This is a genomic window from Stenotrophomonas sp. Steno-Z1 (genome assembly GCF_056393175.1).
Map to the genome: position 1 here is coordinate 1,358,755 of NZ_JBWJPB010000001.1, position 18,359 is coordinate 1,377,113.

17 protein-coding genes and 1 pseudogene are annotated in these 18,359 nt (G+C 64.5%); 10 read left to right on the top strand and 8 right to left on the bottom strand.

The window, feature by feature from the left end; genetic code table 11:
* Positions 1-58: 58 nt before the first annotated feature.
* A complete protein-coding gene (locus tag AC06FD_RS06050) occupies positions 59-598 on the top strand; it encodes a hypothetical protein (RefSeq protein ID WP_478077271.1) in 540 nt (179 codons plus the stop codon).
* 19 nt (positions 599-617) lie between these two features.
* Here the strand turns inward: AC06FD_RS06050 and AC06FD_RS06055 are convergent, their stop codons facing one another.
* Together AC06FD_RS06055 and AC06FD_RS06060 are read right to left on the bottom strand one after the other, a co-directional pair.
* Positions 618-1,133: a hypothetical protein gene (locus AC06FD_RS06055; protein ID WP_478077272.1), complete on the bottom strand. Its 516-nt coding sequence runs from the start codon at positions 1,131-1,133 to the stop codon at positions 618-620.
* Between the two features lie 93 nt (positions 1,134-1,226).
* The gene (locus AC06FD_RS06060) at positions 1,227-1,526 is read right to left on the bottom strand and encodes a hypothetical protein (protein WP_478077273.1); all 300 of its coding nucleotides are present in this window, start codon (positions 1,524-1,526) and stop codon (positions 1,227-1,229) included.
* Positions 1,527-1,782: 256 nt separating this feature from the next.
* Between AC06FD_RS06060 and AC06FD_RS06065 the strand changes: the two genes are divergently transcribed.
* The 3 genes from AC06FD_RS06065 to AC06FD_RS06075 all read left to right on the top strand — a co-directional run bounded on the left by AC06FD_RS06065 (position 1,783) and on the right by AC06FD_RS06075 (position 4,319).
* A complete protein-coding gene (locus tag AC06FD_RS06065) occupies positions 1,783-2,118 on the top strand; it encodes a hypothetical protein (RefSeq protein ID WP_478077274.1) in 336 nt (111 codons plus the stop codon).
* A 161-nt stretch (positions 2,119-2,279) separates the two neighbouring features.
* Positions 2,280-3,017, top strand: coding sequence for a hypothetical protein (locus AC06FD_RS06070; RefSeq protein ID WP_478077275.1), 738 nt, complete (start codon positions 2,280-2,282; stop codon positions 3,015-3,017).
* 66 nt (positions 3,018-3,083) lie between these two features.
* The gene (locus AC06FD_RS06075) at positions 3,084-4,319 is read left to right on the top strand and encodes a DUF4238 domain-containing protein (RefSeq protein WP_478077276.1); all 1,236 of its coding nucleotides are present in this window, start codon (positions 3,084-3,086) and stop codon (positions 4,317-4,319) included.
* 46 nt (positions 4,320-4,365) lie between these two features.
* On the opposite strand, the gene AC06FD_RS06080 is transcribed toward AC06FD_RS06075, so the two are convergent.
* The gene (locus tag AC06FD_RS06080) at positions 4,366-4,680 is read right to left on the bottom strand and encodes a DUF3653 domain-containing protein (protein ID WP_478077277.1); all 315 of its coding nucleotides are present in this window, start codon (positions 4,678-4,680) and stop codon (positions 4,366-4,368) included.
* Positions 4,681-5,452: 772 nt separating this feature from the next.
* Here AC06FD_RS06080 and AC06FD_RS06085 point away from each other — a divergent pair.
* From AC06FD_RS06085 to AC06FD_RS06110, 6 genes are all read left to right on the top strand, one after another.
* The gene (locus AC06FD_RS06085; protein WP_478077278.1) at positions 5,453-5,587 is read left to right on the top strand and encodes a hypothetical protein; all 135 of its coding nucleotides are present in this window, start codon (positions 5,453-5,455) and stop codon (positions 5,585-5,587) included.
* A gap of 64 nt (positions 5,588-5,651) precedes the next feature.
* Complete coding sequence (locus AC06FD_RS06090) at positions 5,652-5,861, top strand: hypothetical protein (RefSeq protein WP_478077279.1); 210 nt, start codon at positions 5,652-5,654, stop codon at positions 5,859-5,861.
* Positions 5,862-5,929: 68 nt separating this feature from the next.
* Positions 5,930-6,346, top strand: a complete 417-nt coding sequence (locus AC06FD_RS06095; RefSeq protein ID WP_478077280.1) for a hypothetical protein — start codon at positions 5,930-5,932, stop codon at positions 6,344-6,346.
* An 8-nt stretch (positions 6,347-6,354) separates the two neighbouring features.
* Complete coding sequence (locus AC06FD_RS06100) at positions 6,355-7,083, top strand: hypothetical protein (protein ID WP_478077281.1); 729 nt, start codon at positions 6,355-6,357, stop codon at positions 7,081-7,083.
* Positions 7,038-7,823 (top strand): FtsX-like permease family protein, encoded by a 786-nt coding sequence (locus tag AC06FD_RS06105; protein ID WP_478077378.1) that lies wholly within the window; start codon positions 7,038-7,040, stop codon positions 7,821-7,823. The genes AC06FD_RS06100 and AC06FD_RS06105 overlap by 46 nt, the downstream gene beginning before the upstream one ends.
* Before the next feature lie 133 nt (positions 7,824-7,956).
* Positions 7,957-10,563, top strand: a complete 2,607-nt coding sequence (locus AC06FD_RS06110) for a serine hydrolase (RefSeq protein WP_478077282.1) — start codon at positions 7,957-7,959, stop codon at positions 10,561-10,563.
* Positions 10,564-10,905: 342 nt separating this feature from the next.
* On the opposite strand, the gene AC06FD_RS06115 is transcribed toward AC06FD_RS06110, so the two are convergent.
* The 5 genes and pseudogenes from AC06FD_RS06115 to AC06FD_RS06135 all read right to left on the bottom strand — a co-directional run bounded on the left by AC06FD_RS06115 (position 10,906) and on the right by AC06FD_RS06135 (position 18,345).
* Complete coding sequence (locus AC06FD_RS06115) at positions 10,906-12,297, bottom strand: aldehyde dehydrogenase family protein (RefSeq protein ID WP_478077283.1); 1,392 nt, start codon at positions 12,295-12,297, stop codon at positions 10,906-10,908.
* Between the two features lie 97 nt (positions 12,298-12,394).
* Positions 12,395-13,258 carry an aldose epimerase family protein gene (locus tag AC06FD_RS06120; protein WP_478077284.1) on the bottom strand — a complete coding sequence of 288 codons (864 nt, stop codon included), beginning with the start codon at positions 13,256-13,258 and terminating at the stop codon, positions 12,395-12,397.
* On the bottom strand, positions 13,248-14,264 hold the full coding sequence (locus AC06FD_RS06125; protein ID WP_478077379.1) for a glycoside hydrolase family 43 protein: 1,017 nt from the start codon (positions 14,262-14,264) through the stop codon (positions 13,248-13,250). Before AC06FD_RS06125 ends, AC06FD_RS06120 begins: the two co-directional genes overlap by 11 nt.
* A pseudogene (locus tag AC06FD_RS06130) lies at positions 14,241-15,710 on the bottom strand (MFS transporter); the annotation flags it as partial. The pseudogene AC06FD_RS06130 and the gene AC06FD_RS06125, both read right to left, overlap by 24 nt.
* Positions 15,711-15,720: 10 nt before the next feature.
* A complete protein-coding gene (locus tag AC06FD_RS06135; protein WP_478077380.1) occupies positions 15,721-18,345 on the bottom strand; it encodes a glycoside hydrolase family 3 protein in 2,625 nt (874 codons plus the stop codon).
* Positions 18,346-18,359: the final 14 nt, after the last annotated feature.

Here is an 18,359-nt window from a genome sequence, read left to right on the forward strand (position 1 = left end):
TGCGCTCCTCAGTGGCTGCAGCCACGGCCACACACTCCAAGGAACGGTCACCCCCGCCATGCCGCACGATTCCGCCCCCCATCCGCAGGCCGCGGCAGACAGCCGCCGCCCACTCGCCGTCCTGGTCGCCCAGTTCCGTTACTACACCGAGAACCGCCTGCTCGATTTCCGCTACACCCTGACCAACGACGGCGCCGCCCCGCTTGCCGTATTCGACCGTGGCAGCCTCGACAAGTCGCTCGATGCGGTCGGGCCGACCGGCAAGGTGTCGCGGCCGACGATCCGCATCGAGAACGGTGATGTCACGCTGGACTTCCTGACGCAGCCCACGGGCACGCCCGATGCCCGGCTGCTGGCACTGGAGCTGACCCCGAAGGGCAGGGTGCAGGTGGAAGCATGGGAAACCCTGCCGGGCGCTGACGCGGTCAAGCGTGTCCGCCTCTGCATCCCGGTCGCGCCGATGAGCGACGGACAGTTCGAGGGCGCAATCAACGGCAAGGACGGTCCGGTACGCATTGCAACCGCCATCCCCCGGACGCAGCTGCTGTGCAGTGACTGGGTGGATATCGAGCACGGGGCGGCGGACTGGACCGGCTGACGGGCGAACCCCGCCGCGCCTATTTCAGCAGCGAGCGCGCCTGATCAATACGCCACGTGTTGTTCAGGGCAAGCACGACCGCGAACCGCCCACACAGCAGAACATCCGCGTCATTGCCCGCGCGCAGGTGCTGTTCTGCGCCCGGCAGCAATAGGACCTCGACGCCGCCGATGCAATCGCGCCGCTCATACACCCCGGCACTCGCCGTCCGCACGAACGGACCGCTCAGCGCGTGGACCGAAGGCGCCGCGCCAGCGGCGCGCACGGCAGCCAGCAGGTCCACCACGTTCCCGCGCGGCATGCGCCAGATTGCCCGCTCTGGCTGGCCAAACCAGTCAAGCGCCTCCTTCTCGCGAGGAAGCAACGCGCGCACCGGCGGCATGCGACCGAGGGCCGCTGCCGCGCCGCGGCTACGCAGGGCCACCCACAGGATCGCGCCGACGACATACAGCGCACCCAGCAGCAGATACAGCAGAACCAGGCCAAACCACGGCGAATTGTGCGGAATGCCGAACAACATGACCAGAAACACCACGAGCGGTATCCAGCGGGCGGCGCTGCGGCCCGTATCGCCAGCGCTCACGCTCGTGCCCGTGGGTCTGCGGCCAATGCACGCGGCATGCGCGACCTAGCACGGGGCATTGATCTGCCTCCAGCCGTTCTGCACCCGCTCAAACCGGCGCCCCTGTATGCAGCGCTCGTTCTGGCGCAATGGCATGGGGTGCTCGCGCGGTGGCGTCGGCGTGTCCGGCAAAAGCGAGGAGGGCATCGCCTTGAGGTCCGCCTCGAACTGCCGAGTAACCTGTTGAAGTTGGTACCTGGCGTACGCCGCCTCCACGACACTGTGGGCGGTAAGCGCAAGGAAGCCGCCGAGCGCCACCTGCCACCAGATCGTATGAATCGCGTTTGCCGTGCGTTGGTCGTCCATGTCCCATGCCCAAGAGAAGCCGGCGGCCATTCTAGTGGGTGAACCCGGTTGGGTGCAGGAATGTGCCGCGGAGTGACCGGGCGCCAATGAAAGGCGGGGGTCGCGTCGACGACTGGCCTATGTTGAACGGCTGCGGCGTATGCTGGCAGAGCGGGTTGTGCAGGCGGTGAGGGTGCAGAATGGGGCAGGGGCTGTGTTGAGTGGATCGCAGAACAGGCCGCTGCATGGGTCGAGTGACTACGAATGGATGCCAGGCATGACTTCGAGTGTGGAGTTCTACGTTCAGGCGATCACCGCCGACGCCGCCGGACGAACGGTGTACGTTGGATTTGTCGTGACAGGACGTGCGATATCCGTCGGTGACGTATTTTCTTCAATGTACGAGGTGCCGCGTTCGCTGGAGGACGCCCGGCAGCAGCGGCCACGAGCCGACCCAATCAATGTCCGCTCCACCTCGATCCGCGTCGACGCGATCGATTCGATGAGGATCAGGGTGAAGGAGCTCCCATCCGGCGTGACAGGAGCACTTTATCTAACAGGAGACGATGTCGGCGCTATTGCGGCTCGGACGCACTTGAGTACGTCCAGATAGGAATTGCCCGTGTATTCGTCCAGGATTTGGTGACAATCTCCCGTGACGCGTCACGGTGTTGGGCGAGGGCGGCGCGCTGAACCTGGTAGCGAAGCCGGCACACCACCAGCCCCGGCGAATACGAGCGCGTCGGCAGCAAAACCGAGAAGTACGATCCGGCCATGTATCCGCTCTATCACGGCTATGCAGTGGGTGCGGAAAACACGGAGGTCTACGATGAGGGCGGGACCAACGTGTGGCGTGCGATGGCGGTGCGCGGCACGATCATGGGTGTTGTCGGCCTGCTCGGTGCCTACTTCTTCATCAGCTTCTTCTTCAAAACCGGATCAGCGGGCGAGGGCAGTGAAAAGCAGGCAGTGCCCGGTGTGAGAGCGGCTGGCCCGTCCGCCAACAGTCCGGCCCCGGTCATGCCGATGGTGCCCAAGGCAGCACCGCCGCCCGATCCCTACGCCAACATGACGATCCAGCAGCGCTACGTGGCCCAGCTCACCGACGCCAACCGTATCCGCCTCGTGTTCCGGGCCACCATGGGTGAGCGGGAGGTCGGGATGGTCGAATGGGTGGATAGCTCGGGCAACACCGCCGATCAGCTCACGTTCGACCAGCTCATCGCCATGGGCTACAAGGTCAGCATCGCCAACTTCGGCGTGACCCTCAACGCCAGGACATACGAACCTGTCGCTACCGCGTGGCCGCGGGAGGCCCCCCGTCGCGAATCAGAGCCACGCCTATACCGGCTGGACCGAGACGACGACAGCGCGGCGCCTGCGAGCGCAGTGAGTGGGCGCGGCGTTGGCGTTCTCACGCAAAGCACGTCTGGCGGATCGATTATTGGCGTCGGGAACCGCTCGGTGGCAACGTTCCCAGAGTCGGTGCAGAACCGCCACAGCGGCGGTTAGCGTGACGCGTCAAGCGGCAACCCTCTATGATCAGCGAAGGGCTTAACAGCGGGGGAGGGGGTATCGATGACGAACTACCGCAATAATCACTACGTTCCGATCTGGTACCAAAAGCGCTTCCTCTCACATTTAGAGAAGGACCGAAAGTTCTACTACCTCGACCTTTCACCCCAGGCGATGACTTCCAACGGCCGGACATACGCGCGTAACGCTGTGAAGCGCTGGGGGCCACCGTCATGCTTTGCGCAGCGCGACTTATACACAACACAATTTCGCGATGTACTTTCGACCGAAATTGAGGAGCGATTCTTCGGCCCCCTCGATGACAGTGCGCAGCCCGCTATTGATTACATAGCAGACTTCCAACATCCTTCAGCGGATCGCGATCTCCTTTGGAGATTCATCAGATATCTGAGTCTCCAAAAACTGCGCACACCAAAGGGTCTTAAGTACCTTAGTCAGTTCACACAGACAACCAGCAAGAATTTATTGCTGCAGCGGCTCCAGCAGCTGCAGGATATGTACGTCGCCCTGTGGACCGAAGCCGTCTGGGTAATTGCGGACTCGAGCCAGTCGGGCAGGGAGCTTCTCCTCTCGGATCATCCGGTTACGGCCTACAACTCCGGGTACTTCCCTGGCGCAAGAGAGTGCAGGGACGGTGGTGATCCACATATCTGGAAGTCAGGCACGCACACACTGTTTCCCTTGTCGCCGACAAAACTATTGATCCTCACCAATCTCTCTTGGGTTCGTCATCCGTACGGGAACCCCAAGCGAGATAGGCCCAATCCTGATCCATTTCGACAGGCAATGTTCAAGTTCACCGACATCCAAACTCACCGAATATTGAGCAGCGATGATGTAGTGAAAATCAACTACATCATCAAGAAGCGTGCCTATAGATACATCGCAGCAAACAACAGAGATACGCTGTACCCCGAACTAAACCTGCCAAAGGTTCAGTGGGATAGCTTCGGGAAGGAATACCTGCTGATGCCAGATCCTCGTGCGGTGCCGTTTTCTAGCCAGATCGTCTGGGGATTTGCAGACGGATCGTCCGATTCGGTAGACGCCTACGGTCGCAGGCCAGGCCAGACCCAGTTCGCCGACAAGATCAGGGAAAGGCGCGAAATCGAGACCTTCCATGCCTTCAAGGGCGAGTACGCTCGGTTGTTTGGACCGCAGAGGCGCGGTCGGATCTACTCTCTTGGTACAAGCGAAGTCACCTGCGACTCGGCAGAGCTTCACAAGTCCTACCTCGATGGTGAAAGAACTAATAGAAAGCATCGATATAAGACTTAGCCTCGCGGCGTCGTGGCCCACGGGACATGTGGACCACATTGGACGGCTAGGCGTCGGCACCGGGGTCACCTGTGCCCAGCCGCCGTTCCCTGCGAATTCTGACGTACTCGCGCAGGTATACGACGCTGGAATCCATTGTGGCGCAGCGCTTTCCAGAGGGCGGCGATCGCTTCGGCGGCGGCCGGGCTTCCTCCATCATCAAGCGCCATTCCCGCGCGATGTTGCAGGTCAGAGACCACCAAGTCATATCGCAGGGTTCAAGGTGATGGCCTTCGGGGGTGAACATGTGGCCACCCTGAAAGCCAAAACCGGCCCAAGGGCCGGTTAGGTTGATGCGGTCGTGCGGGTCCATCTCGCTCATGCTGCGATCTCGTCCTTGTTGGGGGAACGAGTAGGGAAGCAAGAGCCGATCCAGAGCTTGATCCAGCGCCAGCCGGAGCCGACGAACCGCGCCACACGGGCCATTAATCCATTTCGCATAATGTATATTATGTAAAGTTGCGGCCAGCCTCATGAGGTACTACGCCGGCCTGCTTGTCGGTGTTCCTAATTGATGTCCTTTTGTTCCTAGATCGTGCCCCCTATTGAATTCAAAGGCTTTTTTTCTGCCCAAAACGCCAGCCGGGACATAAATTAGGAGCAAATCATCGTCAATAGTGATCCTAATTGATGTCCCGAGATGGGCTCTGGCCGAACCAGTGTTCCTAATTCGTGTCCTTCGGTGAGCTCTTCTTAGCTCTCTGCTTGGAGTTTGTCTTCCGTGGTCGAGCGGTCACCTGGCTTCTCCTAAGCGCAGCCTCTAGATCCGCCGGCAAGTTCTGGAGCTTGGCCAGCTGCTCTTCTAGAGCTGCACATCGGCCCCGCTGATTGTCCGCAATTTGTACTGCCGCCGCAGTGGCTGAGCGTGCCTTTTCGAGGCTACTGCGCATCTCTGCTTCAATCGACGCATGTCTTTTTAGTGCGCTGGCTAGCTGCGCCTGCAACACCTTGCTCTCTTGTCTGGCGCGATCAAGATCACCCAATGTGCGGCTTTCGACAGATCTGACGTGCTCAGCCAGGCTCTCGCGCTCAGATCTCGCCGATTCCTCAGTCTCTTGGAGCCTGTCGTAGAGCGCCTGGCGTGAGGCCTCCACTTGCTCAAGCCGCTGAATAGCAGCGGTTCGTTGCTCGGCCAGTTCCGCAGCCTGCAGCTGAAGCTGATCGACCAATCACTGCAATTCGGTGGCCCGGGCGCAGGCGAGGCGTTCCGCAGCAATTGCCGCCTCTGACCTCGCAAGGACAGCACTCATCTCACCTGCAAGCGCCTTAGACCGGACAAGAAGCTCGTCTTGTTTGAGTGCAAGGTCCTCGCGGGCCTCCGAGAACTCAGCAAGGACTGCATCAATCGTCACCCACGATCCCGAGCTGGCCAACGCGGCGTCACGCAAGGTCATCCTGTTCGATGGACGCATTGTCAGCGACACGAGCCTGTCGCAGGCCGAGGCAGTGGTCAATGCCGAGACGCGAACCTACGCGCCCCTGACCGCCCACCAGACTTCCTGAGGACGCCGCCATGTTACGCGAATGGCTATACACGCTGCGCCTGCTGGGCAAGACCCCCCGGCTTCTCGATGTTGACCATTTCCGTGTTCACCGCCGGCTTCGGGCTGTCGGTGTACATGTACGTGCTGATCAAGATGTTCGCCTACGGCGACCTGCCCTTCCCTTCGGCGGATCGCGTGGTGGCCATCGCCAGCGTGGTGAATGGCATGGAGGCTGAGAGCGGTGCCATCTCCTACTATGACTACCGCTCGTATGCCGAAAACCAGGACAGCGTTGACGTCTTCTTCCCCAGTCGAGCCGAAGACGTCACCTTTACCCAGAAGGGCTTTGCCCAGCGGGTCAACGGCAGCTATGTCAGCGAGGGCGTGTTTGCCCTGGCCGGGGAAAAGCCGTACCTGGGGCGCGCACTGAGAGCCAATGACCTGCACCAGGGTGCAAGGAACTGGCCATCCGAGCTGCACTGGGTGCGCCGCGCACGCGCCTGATCCGTCAGATGCTGATGGAGTCGCTGTCCCTCGCATTGGGCGGCGGACTGCTGGGCCTGTTCTGCGCCGGCTGGGCGATGGAATGGTCACGCGACCAGATCGAAAGCATGGGAGAAGAGGTTCCGTTCTGGTGGAACTTCGGCCTCAGTTGGGGCACCGTGGGATTTGATGCGGTGCTGGTGCTTGGCGTTGGCCTGCTGGTTGGCCTGTTGCCCGCCCTGCGCGCCAGCAGTGGCGATCTGGCCGGATTTCTGCGCGACGGCACCCGCGGTGCGCTGGGGCGGCGGCTGACCCGCTTCACGCGCGCGATGGTGGGCCTTGAAATCCTGCTTTGTGCAACGTTGCTGATCTCCTCCGGGGTGCTTGTCCGCAGCATGTACCTGAGCATCAACGCCGACTTTGGTGCGCCCACTCAGGGCGTGCTGTTTGGCAATCTCAACCTGAACAAGGACCACCATATTGAATCGGCCGCCAGCACGGCGCGGCTGGCCGAGCAGGTGCGCAGCGAGCTGGCCAGCCGTACCGATCCGGAAGCGGACGCGATCATCATCACCACGTCGTTGCCGGGCATGTCTGCCGCGGCCCGAACGTCGGTGCTTTCGGACCAGATGGATCCCGGTGAACGGCAGTTGCCCCGCACCATCGTGGTAAGCAGCCTGCCGGGCTATTTCGCGGCACCAAGATCCGCCTACTGGAGGGACGCGAACCCGGCAATGGCGACGGCGCGCACAGCCTGAACGTGGCGGTGGTGAACGAGAGCTTCGCCCAGCGCTTCTGGCCCAATCGTTCTGCGGTCGGCCGTCGCTTCAAGCTGGACCCGCAGGACCCCGCGTCGCCGTGGTTGACCGTGGTGGGAGTCAGCGAACAGGTGCTGCACGGTCCGCCGTTCGAGGAGACGCGCCGCAAGCCGGCGGTGTATCGACCTCTTGCCCAGAGCCAGGCCAAAAACCTGATCGTCGCCGTGCGTTCACCCACCGCGCTGAGCCCGCAGCTGCTGGCCGACAGCGTGGCGGCGGTGGACAGCGACCTGCCGGTATGGGGTATCCAGACGCTTGAAGAGCAGATCCGCAGGAGCAGCAGCGGCATGCGCTTCATCAGCGACCTGTTCCTGGCCTTCGCGTTGCTTGCATTGCTGTTGGCAGGCAGTGGCATCTATGCGATTACCTCACGTTCGGTCGTCCTGCGTACGCATGAGATCGGGGTACGCCGGGCGCTGGGTGCGAACGCGCGGGACATCTTTAAACTGCTGTTCTCGGAAAGCGGAAAGCAGCTCGCCGTTGGCGGCGGACTCGGGCTGCTGATCGGTGCGGGACTGGTCTACATGCTCTCTACCGTGCTCTACAATTTCAACAGCGAGGCGCCCTTCCTATTCGCCGGGGTTATAGCTATTCTCGGCTTGGTGGTCGGGTTGGCCATGCTGTTGCCTGCCCGCAAAGCGGTAGGGATACCGCCGAACAGAGCACTGCATTACGAGTAAGCAGCCGTCCGCTGCCCCCGCCGTGCCTTCCCAAGCCGTTGTTCGCACGCGACGCGGCCCTGGTGGATCCGCACGCCCTGGGCGCGGTCCGGGTCCATGCGGCTGATTGAACCTCAACCCAAGGAGCCCTGCTTTGATCACCAAGGACGGTAACCCCAGCTGCGCCACTGCGTCGGCCGTCGATGGACATATCGAACTGAGCATCTCCTCGCGCCAGCTGTGCGCCGACGTCGCCCGGCTCCAGCTCTCGCCATCTGCGGCCGGCGCGCTGCGTCATGGGCCGGGACAGTATCTGGGTGTTTTGTTCGCCGATGGCCAGCGGCGTTCGTTTTCCATCGCCAATGCACCCTGCGAGCACGGCACCATCGAACTGCATGTACGCCTTGGTGCGGATGGTGGGGCGACCCGAAAAAGGGTGATGGAGATGCAGGTAGGCGATCGTGTGAAGGTGGCCGGCCCGTTCGGAACACTGCATGACGCACTTGCGGATGCACTCGCCTCGCCACCGGAGACCACCATTGTGCTGATCGCCGGCGGAACCGGCTATGCCGCACTCCGGGCCGTGGCGGCGGAAGTACTGCAGGCCCTTCCCGCCCGCCCGGTGTATTTCTACTGGGGGGCGCGCAGCCGGGGCCAGCATTACGATGAGGTCACGATGCGCCAATGGCAACAGCAATTCCCCGGATTTACGTATGTGCCGGTGGTGTCCGACGACGACAGCGGCGAGGACGCACGTCCCGGTGTTCCCCACGCCGCTGCCCTGCAGGACCACGCTGACCTCTCGAACCACCATGTATTTCTGTGCGGACCCATGCGGATGACCGAGGCGGCCAGCGCCGCGCTGCTCGCTGCGGGCCTACCGGCAGCGCGGCTTCACCAAGACGCCCCCCCAGATCAGCAGGTGCGTGCCGTGAACCACCGATGGATCGCCTGCCTGTTCCTGCTCGGCCTGTTCTGCGGCGGCGCGAATGCCGCACCCGCAGGCGGTGACCCGGCGCCCTGGCTGCAGTCGGCCATGACCAGGGAACTGCAGCAGCAGGGGCTGGCCGGTGCCACTTGGTCATGGGTGGATGCAGCCGGCCACATTCACACCGGCGCCGTTGGACAGGCCAATGTGGCCACCGGGCAGGCGATGACCCCCGATACCCAGGTCAATGTAGGCTCGGTCACGAAAACACTGATCGCCGTGGGCCTGCTGCGCCTGGCCGGCCAAGGGCGCGTGGATCTGGACGCGCCGGTCGAGCCCCTGCTGGCCGGTATCCGCTTCGACAATCCGTGGCGTGGCAGGCAGGACATCACCCTACGCCACCTGCTGGACCACACCGCAGGCATCGAAGACCTGCGGCTGTGGCAGATGTTCACGCTGCGCAGCGACCCCGACACCCCGCTGACAGATACCTTTAGGCGCGACGCATCGCTGCTGAAAGTACGATCCCAGCCCGGGGATCAGTTCTCGTACTCCAATATGGGCTATACGCTGGCCGCCATCGCGCTTGAGCAGGCCGTCGGCGAGCGCTATGAAGCATGGCTGCAGCGGGAGCTGCTTGCCCCTCTGGGCATGCATGACAGCAGCTTCGCGCTGTTGCGCCAAGATCGCCCCGATGGCCGTCGCCTCGCCTGGGGGCATCTAGACAATCTTCAGCCGCAGGCCACTACCAGTATCTGGCTGCGGCCGGCGGGCCAGTTCACCACCACCGCCGGTGACATGGGACGTTTGGCCGTGTTCCTGCTCGGCGAAGGTCAGCTGCACGGTGCGCCGTTCATCGCCCCCGCTTACCTGCACCAGATGGCCCGCCCGCAACACACCGCTGCGGCACGTGCAGGGCTGGACAAGGGCTACGCGCTTGGATTGACCCGCCAGGAGCGTCACGGCGCAATCGGGCGCTGCCATACCGGCAGCATCGTGGGCTACCACGCAATGTTCTGCGTGTATCCGGAGCACCATCGTGCGTTCTTCGTTTCCCACAATACCGACGCCGAAGATGCCGACTATGGGCGTTTCGATGCGCTCCTGATCCGTGCACTGTCGCTGCCGGCAGTGAAGCCCCTCCCCACCCGCCCCCCTACGGCCGCAAGCACCGCTTGGGCCGGACAGTACGTGATCGAGTCCAGCCGTTTCAGCCGTTTCCGCTACCTGGACCTGCTCTCCAACACCCTGTCGCTTGACATGGCTGACGACGCCAGCGCGCTGCGCATGCAACGCCAAGGAGCCACCAGCCTGCTGCGACCGGTTGGGCCGGGCCTGTTCGCAGCACCGGGCATGGCGACGGCCAGCCATGTGCTGCTCGGCCAGGCCGATGGGAACCCGCGCGTGACCGACGGGTTGCGAACCTGGCGCAAATCCGACCGCACGACCACGCTGCTGCTGTGGGGCAACCTCCTGCTGGGTGCAGCTGGGCTGTGCTGGTTCCTCGTGACGGTGCCCTGGCGTGTCCACCCTGACCGTCTGCCACGCCCCTGGCCCGCCTGGAGCGCGCTGATCCTGCTGATGGTTCCGCTGCCGCTGCTGGCTGCCCAAGGAATGCTGGCGATGGGCGACCGCACGCCCGCCAGCGTTTTTCTGCTGATAGCCACCGCGCTGGTAGCACCGCTGATGCTCTGGCAACTGGCGCGAAGCCTGGCGCACCGCCGGCGATCACGATGGCACACCGCCGACGCGCTGGCCGCGGTGGCGACCCTCGCCTGGCTGGCGGTCCTGGGCGTGAACCGCCTGCTGCCATTGATGCTGTGGGAAATTTGAGCTGCTTGTGAGGATCAGAAGCTGCGTCGACCTCGATGGCGACGATTCTAGGGCTGTCGATTGAATGGCGCATGGCATAGCGCAGGTTGGGAACGGGCGCCACTGTCCAGAGCGTATCCGTGATAACGACCGCTTATCATCAGGGTAAGGAAGTTTTGAGATTGGCGTGAGAATAGTGCTGTATTCGCACCTTGTAACGCACCACTCGCTTTCCGGTTTCGCGCCTAGCCATCCCTGGCCAAGCGCTTACCGGCGCCCCCTCTGCTTCCACCAAGCCATTCTCCCCCGACTTGGACGAAAGGCGCACGCGCGATGCCGGGCCGCGCGGCGCCAGTATTGAACTCAAGCCGACGCTGCAGCCGGAATCTTGATCGACTTGACGTTCACGAACTCCTTCAGACCTTCCGGACCGTGCTCACGGCCATAGCCGGACGCCTTCACACCACCGAACGGCAGCGCCGGGGATGCGACGTCGAAGGTGTTGATGAAGACCATGCCGGTGTCGAAGTACTTGCTCGCCAGTTCCCGCGCGCGCTGCACGTTCCGGCTGAAGATGCCCCCGCCCAGGCCGTAGCGGCTGTCGTTGGCGATGCGCAGCGCATCCTCATCGTCCTCGGCGCGGATGACGGCCGCTGCAGGACCGAACAGCTCATCCTCGTAGGCCACCTGCCCCGGAGCCACGTCCGCCAGCACCGTGGCCGGGTAGAACCAGCCGGTGCGGTCCGGCACGTCACCGCCCACCACCAGACGCGCGCCCTGCGAGACGCTCTTGGTCACCTGTTCGTGCAGCTTGTCGCGCTGCGCCTTGGAGACCATGGGGCCAAGCTGGGTGTGCTCGGCGTTCGGGTCGCCCATCCGGATCGCTTCGAAGGCCGTTGCGTAGGCGCTGACGAAGGCCTCGTAGTTCTTCTTTGTCACGATAAAACGCTTGGCGTTGACGCAGGTCTGCCCGTTGTTGAACAGGCGGCCCTTGACGCAGGTTGCCACGGCCAGATCCAGGTCGGCGTCGTCCAGTACCAGATAGGCGTCGTTGGAGCCCAGCTCAAGCACCGTCTTCTTGAGGGCCGCACCGGCCTTGGCTGCGACGGTACGTCCCGCCGCTTCGCTCCCGGTCAGGGTCACCGCGCGCACCAGATCGTTTTCCACGATGTCATTGGACTGGTCGTGGCTGATCAACAGCACGCCGAACAGCCCCTTGGGCAGCCCGGCACTTTCGTAGATGTCGCGCAGCAGCAAGCCACTACCGGTGCAGCTCTCGGCGTGTTTGAGCAGGACGCCATTGCCGGCCATCAGGCTGGCGATGGAATAGCGGATCGCCTGGTACGCCGGGAAGTTCCACGGCTGAATGCCATACACCACACCGATCGGGGCGTGGGTCACAATGCCGGTGGCACCCTCCACATCGCGCTCCTCATCGGCCAGCACGACAGGCCCCTGCTTGGCGGTGTAGTCACAGATGGCGGCGCACAGTTCGACTTCAGTGCGACTGTCCTCGATGAGCTTGCCGACCTCGTCGGTCATCAGCTGTGCGAACTCTTCCTTGCGCTCGCGAAGGGCCTTGGCGATGCCCGCAATGACGTTTGCTCGATCATCGAGACTGCGCAGACGCCATTGCATAAAGGCTTCATGGCTTGCCTTGACGACCGCAGCAGCCTCGGCGTCGGACATGTAGGAATAGGTGGCGAGCACTTCTTCGGTCAGCGGATTGATCGTGGTGAGATGCTTGGTGGACATGGAAAGGGACGCTTCACTTCAAGGGGAGGTCCTGACAGGGTCGCCGCCGTCCAGTTCCTCCGCCGTGAATTCTCCAGCGGAGCGCATCACTGGAGTTTCACCGGGCTTCATCGCCGTTGCCACTGCCATCGGCCCACTGCAGCTCGAACGTCAGCTCCAGCATCTGCCCCGGCTCCAGCCGGTTCGGCGCCAACGTAAAACCATCCGGCGGCCCCGTCTGCGGCTCCACGCACGTTGCATTCGCCGCGCCGTCGTACACCACCCAGTGACCGGTGTCTGCGCGCATACGCAGCACCTGTTCCCCAGACACCATGGCCACCTCCTGCTGGTTGAGGAAGCAGTCATCCCAGGGCCCAGGCGCGGGGCGGACGCAAGGCAACATGGCAATCCCCTCCCCGTCCCGCGGATACATCGCACTGGGGGCGAACACCACCTGATCCGGCTTGCGAAACCAGGGGTGCCAGCCAAGCACGGCCGGCATCGCCTTGTCGCCGGCTTGCACGGCCAACCGCAGCTCGAGACAGTGGGGCGTCACACGGATCACCTGCGTGGCACGCCCCCCAAAAGGCCAATACGCATCCTCAGGAAGCGCCAGCGACAGCGTCGCGGCATCCGCATCGAGGCTGTCGACATGCCACGGTCGTGAAAAACCGACCCCATGGATCGCGTGCGCGCCAAAGTTCAGCGGCAGCTCAAACGCCGTGCCCTCAAAGACGAAGCGCCCCTGCCGGATGCGCCCGGCCCACGGCACCATCGGATAGCATCCCCAGCCGATCGCAGCCGCCCCAACCTCCTGCTCGCCCACCAGCCATTCCACGCCGTCGTAGCGCAGATGGGCAATGCGGCCACCGGCTTCCGGCGCAAGCGCCACCTCCAGCCTCCCCGCCCGCAACCAGTACAGGCGCCCACCAGGCAGCGGCGCCTCCGCATCATCCTTGGGTGAGGCCGTTTCAAGCGCCATAGGGATCGATCGTCCGGATGCTTCCGTCGGCCTCCATGTGCAGGGGGGTGCACTTGACCGAGCGCAGGTGGGTCACCCCGCCGGACAACAGGGCGTCATGGTAGAAGAGATACCACTGGCCTTGGAAGGCGCAGATGGAGTGGTGCGTGGTCCAGCCGACGACGGGCGTGAGGATCACCCCGGCATAGGTGAACGGTCCATACGGGCTGTCGCCGATGGCGTAGCACAGCAGGTGCGTGTCCCCGGTGGAGTACGACAGGTAATACCGCCCCTGGTACTTGTGCAACCACGGCCCTTCGAAGAAGCGACGCGCGTGGTCATCGGCACGCAGCGGCTGGCCGTGCTCGTCCAGGATCATGACCTCCCGCGTGGGCTCGGCCAGCCGGGTCATGCACGGGTCCAGCCGGCCGACGCGCGGGCCAAGCGCAGGCGCATCGCCGGTGGGCTCCTTGTGCGCGGCGTCAAAGCGGTTGTCCCGGTAGTTCTGCAACTGACCGCCCCAGATGCCGCCGAAATAGAGGTAATGCGTGCCGTCGTCATCCTCGTAGACGGCCGGATCGATCGAGTACGTTCCCTCCATCGGCTCGGCGTCGGGGGTGAACGGGCCCTCCGGACGATCCGCCACCGCCACGCCGATACGGAACGTGCCCTCCCCGTCCTTGGCCGGAAAATAGAGGTAATAACGGCCATCGCGGCTGGCTGCGTCCGGCGCCCACATCTGCCGTGCGGCCCAGGGCACGTCGCGGACATGCAGTGCCACGCCGCAGTCGGTGGCCTCGCCCTCGGGCGAATCCATCCGCAGCACATGGTAGTCCTCCATGCCGAAGTGACCGCCTTCATCGTCGAACGGCGCGCCGCTGTCGATGTCGTGCGACGGGTAGATATACAGGCGCCCCTCGAACACGTGGGCCGAAGGGTCGGCCGTGTAGAGGTGGGTCACCAGCGGTTGGGCGATGGCGTGTGCCGCGAGGTGCTCCAGAGTGCTTCCTTGACGTCGCAGATGCAGGTCATGTTCGATGCGGGTCTCCATGCGCTTGTCGATTTTGTAGAAGAAAAGCAGCGCCACCGCGGCCAGGAACGGGAGGGAGCAGTAGACGCTCACGGTCAGGCGGATGCCGTCCACCACGGGCTGGGCCTGCTGTTCGGCACCGGCCTGATAGCCGTGATGGGCGAGGATGCCGGCCACCAGCGCACCGCCGATGCTGAGGCCGATTTTCAGCCCGCACAGCATCGCCGAGAAGATGATCGCGGTGGCGCGGCGATGGTTCTTCCATTCGGAATAGTCGGCGACGTCGGCGATCATCGCCCACAGCAAGGGGATGGTGATGCCGTAGCAGAACCCGTGCAGCATGAACGCGCCGAAGGCCACGGCCACTGCCGTGGGCGGCAGGAAATCGAAGACCAGCAGGAACAGCGTGGACACCAGCAGCGCGCCGCCGAACACATCCCGCTTGCCGTAGCGGTCGGCGAGGCGCCGCGATGCCCCGATGCCCAGGATCATGCAGAGGATGCCGCAGGCGTTGAACAGACTGAATGCCGAGGTGGCCGGATCCTTTGGCCAGGTGAAACCGGACAGCCCCCACCCGTTGAGCGTTGCGTTCAATCCCCCGATGAACGCGTTGAAGCCGGAGCGGTCAAGAAAGCCCGCCAGGGCGGCCTCGCTCATGTAGTACTGGAAGTAATAGATGTAGGTGCCGCCCTTCAGCGCCAGGTTGATGAAAACCAGCACCGTCAGGGCCAGCATCACCTTCCACGGCCGGTTGTGCAGCAGGTCGGACAGGTCCTGCAGCACGCCGCTGCTCTGCTCCTTCGCCGGCACGATGCGCTCGCGGGTGGTGGCGAAGGTGATCAGGAAGAACGCGGTGCCCACCACCGCAAATACCGTCATCACACGTTCGAAGCCCTGCACCCGATCGCCGTCACCGAGGATCAGCACCAGCGGCAGCAGCAGTACCTGGATGATGAACTGCGCGATCATGACCGCCACGAAGCGGTAGGCCGACAAGCTGTTGCGCTGGGCCATGCTACCGGTGAGCACCCCGCTGAGCGCGGAGTACGGCAGGTTGTTGGCCGCATACACGAGCATCAGCAGACCGTAGGTCACCAGCGCGTAGATGACCTTGCCGCGCGGCCCCAGATCCGGGGTGCTGAAGGCAGCAAGCGCCAGCACGCCGAACGGGATCGCCGTCCACAGGATCCAGGGCCGGAACCTGCCCCAGCGCGTGGCCGTGCGGTCGGCGGCGATGCCGATCAGCGGAGTGAACACGAAGGCGCCCAGCAGGCCGATCACGAAAATAATGGTCGCTGCGGTAGCGGGCGGCAATCGGTACACATCCGTGTAGAAGAAGGCCAGGTAGGTGATCAGCGTCTGGAAGATCAGGTTGGCGGCCAGGTCGCCCAGGCTGTAGCCCAGCTTCTCGCGGACCGACAGCGTGTGCTCGGGGGTGTCCATGTGGCGGGAATCAGTCACGCGTCGCCTCCACGGTGAAGCGGCCCTGCACGCGTGCATCGGCGCTTGAGCCGCCTATCCGCACTTCGTAGGCCCCCGGTGGCACCACATAGGTGCCGCGCGCCTCGTCGTACTGGCGCAGCGCCTGGTGCGCGTCCAGCGCGAATGCCACCGTGCGCCGCTGGCCAGGCGCCAGATGCACCCGCTGGAAGCCGCGCAGCGTCTGCTGCGCATCGCCGGCCCCGGCCGCCAATCGCCGCACATACAGCTGCACCACTTCATCGCCCGCGCGCTCGCCGGTGTTGGCCACCTCCACCTCCACCCTGAGCGCGCCATCGTCGGCGATGCGGGGCGAATCGAGCCTGAGCGTTGCGTAGTCGAAGCGGGTATAGGACAGCCCGAACCCGAACGGATACAGCGGCGTGCCGCGGAAGTAGCGGTACGTGCGGCCTTCCATCGCGTAATCGTCAAACGCGGGCATCGCCTGGTCCGCGGTGTAGAACGTGACCGGCAGGCGGCCGCCGGGATTGACCTCGCCGAACAGCGCTTCGCCGACGGCGGTGCCGCCGCGTTGCCCGGGATACCAGCTCATCAGGATCGCCGACAGATTCGCCTGGGCCCACTCCACCGCCAGCGCCGACCCGCCGGTCAGCACCATCACCACCGGCTTGCCGGTGGCGTGCAGCGCCTCCAGCAGCGCCCGCTGGGTGGCGGGCAGGCGCAGGTCGGTGCGGTCACCGCCGGCGAAGCCCGGGTAATTGACCGTCATCTCCTCGCCTTCGACGTCGCCGGTCAGGCCGCCGACGAACACCACCACGTCCGCGCTGCGGGCAGCATCGAGCGCCTCCTCGAACGGTGGCTTCGCACCGGGCATGCGCCAGCCCAGCCGCACGCCTGCGTCACGCTCGGCATCGAAGTACTCCAGTTTCAGGTCGTAGGCGCGGCCTGCCTGCAGGTCCAGGTCCACCCCATCGCTGCGCAAGCGATCGCTGCGGGTCCAATGATCCAGCACCCGCTTGCCATCCACGTACAGGCGGAAGCCGTCGTCGGCGGCGGCCTCGATCCGGTAGCGGCCCGACACCGGCGGCAGCAGTTGGCCCTGCCAACGGATACTGAAACCATCGCCCGGAATGCCCTGCCCCGGCGCCGCTTCCCCGCGGGCCAACAGGTTGTCGGTCGGGGAACCGCGGTCCCAGCGGAAGCCGATCTGGGCGTCGGTGCGGACCAGCGCGGGTGTCCCTGAGAGATCGGGCGTGCGGAAGTACTCGCCACGCAACCCGCGTTCCGGGGAGTCGGCCGAGGGCCGCAGGTACGCCGCCTCGATGAGCGGCGTCGCACCGGGATCGTCGCGCCCTTCGACCAGGTCCACGCCGCGCGCGTACCGCACCTCGACACCCTTGGCCGCCTCGCGGATGCCCTGAAGGAAGGTCACCGGTGCCGCCGGCGTGCCGAAGTAGTTGCCCAGCAGCGCCATGCTGTCGTCGGCCGTGGGGCCGACCACGGCAATGCGCTTGAGCGTGCGTGACAATGGCAGCACACCGTCGTTCTTCAGCAGCACCAGCGATTCCCGTGCAGCCTTCAGGGCCAAGGCGTCATGTGCCGGGGCCTGGTTCACCGCCGCAGGGATGCGCGCCCAGCGCACGCGCTCGGGCGGATCGAACATGCCCAGCCGCATCCGTGCGGTGAACAGGCGCGTCACCGCCGCGTCGATCTCCGCTTCACTGATCAGGCCCTGCTGCACCGCTGCCGGCAGCGTGGCGTATTCCTGGCCGCACTCCAGTTCGGTCCCGTTCTTGACCGCCAGCGCCGCGGCGGCCTCGCGCGTGGGCACGATTTTGTGGTGCTTCCAGATATCGACGATCGCCCAGCAATCCGACACCACGTAGCCCTTGAAGCCCCAGTCGCGGCGCAGCACGTCGCGCAGCAGGAACCGGCTGGCGCTGGCGGATTCGCCGTACACGCGGTTGTAGGCCCCCATCACCGCATCCACCTGGCCCTCCTTCACCAGCGCCTCGAAGGCCGGCAGGTAGGTGTCATACAGGTCGCGCTTGCTGGGGCGGGCATCGAAGTGGTGGCGGTCGGCCTCGGGGCCGCTGTGCACGGCCAGATGCTTGGCGGTGGCGTCCAGCTTGCGGTACACCGGGTCGTCGCCCTGCAGCCCCCGCACGAAGGCAACGCCCATGCGCGCGGTGAGGTACGGGTCTTCACCATAGGTTTCCTGGCCCCGCCCCCAGCGCGGATCGCGGAAGATGTTGATATTCGGCGACCAGTAGGTCAGCCCCTGATAGCGGCCATGCGATCCCTCGCGGATGAACTGGTGATGCTTGGCCCGCGCCTCGTCGCTGATGGTAGTGGCCACCTGCCCCATCAAGGGCACGTCGAAGGTGGCGGCCAGGCCGATGGCCTGCGGGAACACCGTGGCCTGCCCCGCCCGCGCGACGCCGTGCAGGCCTTCGTTCCACCAGTCGTAGGCCGGCACGCCAAGACGCTCGATGGCGGGCGCGGCGTTCTGCATCTGGGCGGCCTTTTCCTCCAGGGTCATCTGCCCCACCAGCGCTGCGGCGCGGGTTTCAAAGCTGGCCGACGTGTCCAGCCACGGCTGGGCATCCGCTGCATGACCTGCGGTGGCCATCGCCATCGCGGCACACAGCG

What these genes read in the sequence shown, in the direction of transcription:
- AC06FD_RS06135 (WP_478077380.1), bottom strand. Translation starts at nt 18,345, where the DNA reads ATGGCGATGGCCACCGCAGGTCATGCAGCGGATGCCCAGCCGTGGCTG.
- AC06FD_RS06060 (WP_478077273.1), bottom strand. Translation starts at nt 1,526, where the DNA reads ATGGACGACCAACGCACGGCAAACGCGATTCATACGATCTGGTGGCAG.
- AC06FD_RS06065 (WP_478077274.1), top strand. Translation starts at nt 1,783, where the DNA reads ATGACTTCGAGTGTGGAGTTCTACGTTCAGGCGATCACCGCCGACGCC.
- AC06FD_RS06095 (WP_478077280.1), top strand. Translation starts at nt 5,930, where the DNA reads ATGTTGACCATTTCCGTGTTCACCGCCGGCTTCGGGCTGTCGGTGTAC.
- AC06FD_RS06100 (WP_478077281.1), top strand. Translation starts at nt 6,355, where the DNA reads ATGCTGATGGAGTCGCTGTCCCTCGCATTGGGCGGCGGACTGCTGGGC.
- AC06FD_RS06080 (WP_478077277.1), bottom strand. Translation starts at nt 4,680, where the DNA reads ATGAGCGAGATGGACCCGCACGACCGCATCAACCTAACCGGCCCTTGG.
- AC06FD_RS06075 (WP_478077276.1), top strand. Translation starts at nt 3,084, where the DNA reads ATGACGAACTACCGCAATAATCACTACGTTCCGATCTGGTACCAAAAG.
- AC06FD_RS06070 (WP_478077275.1), top strand. Translation starts at nt 2,280, where the DNA reads ATGTATCCGCTCTATCACGGCTATGCAGTGGGTGCGGAAAACACGGAG.
- AC06FD_RS06120 (WP_478077284.1), bottom strand. Translation starts at nt 13,258, where the DNA reads ATGGCGCTTGAAACGGCCTCACCCAAGGATGATGCGGAGGCGCCGCTG.
- AC06FD_RS06050 (WP_478077271.1), top strand. Translation starts at nt 59, where the DNA reads ATGCCGCACGATTCCGCCCCCCATCCGCAGGCCGCGGCAGACAGCCGC.
- AC06FD_RS06115 (WP_478077283.1), bottom strand. Translation starts at nt 12,297, where the DNA reads ATGTCCACCAAGCATCTCACCACGATCAATCCGCTGACCGAAGAAGTG.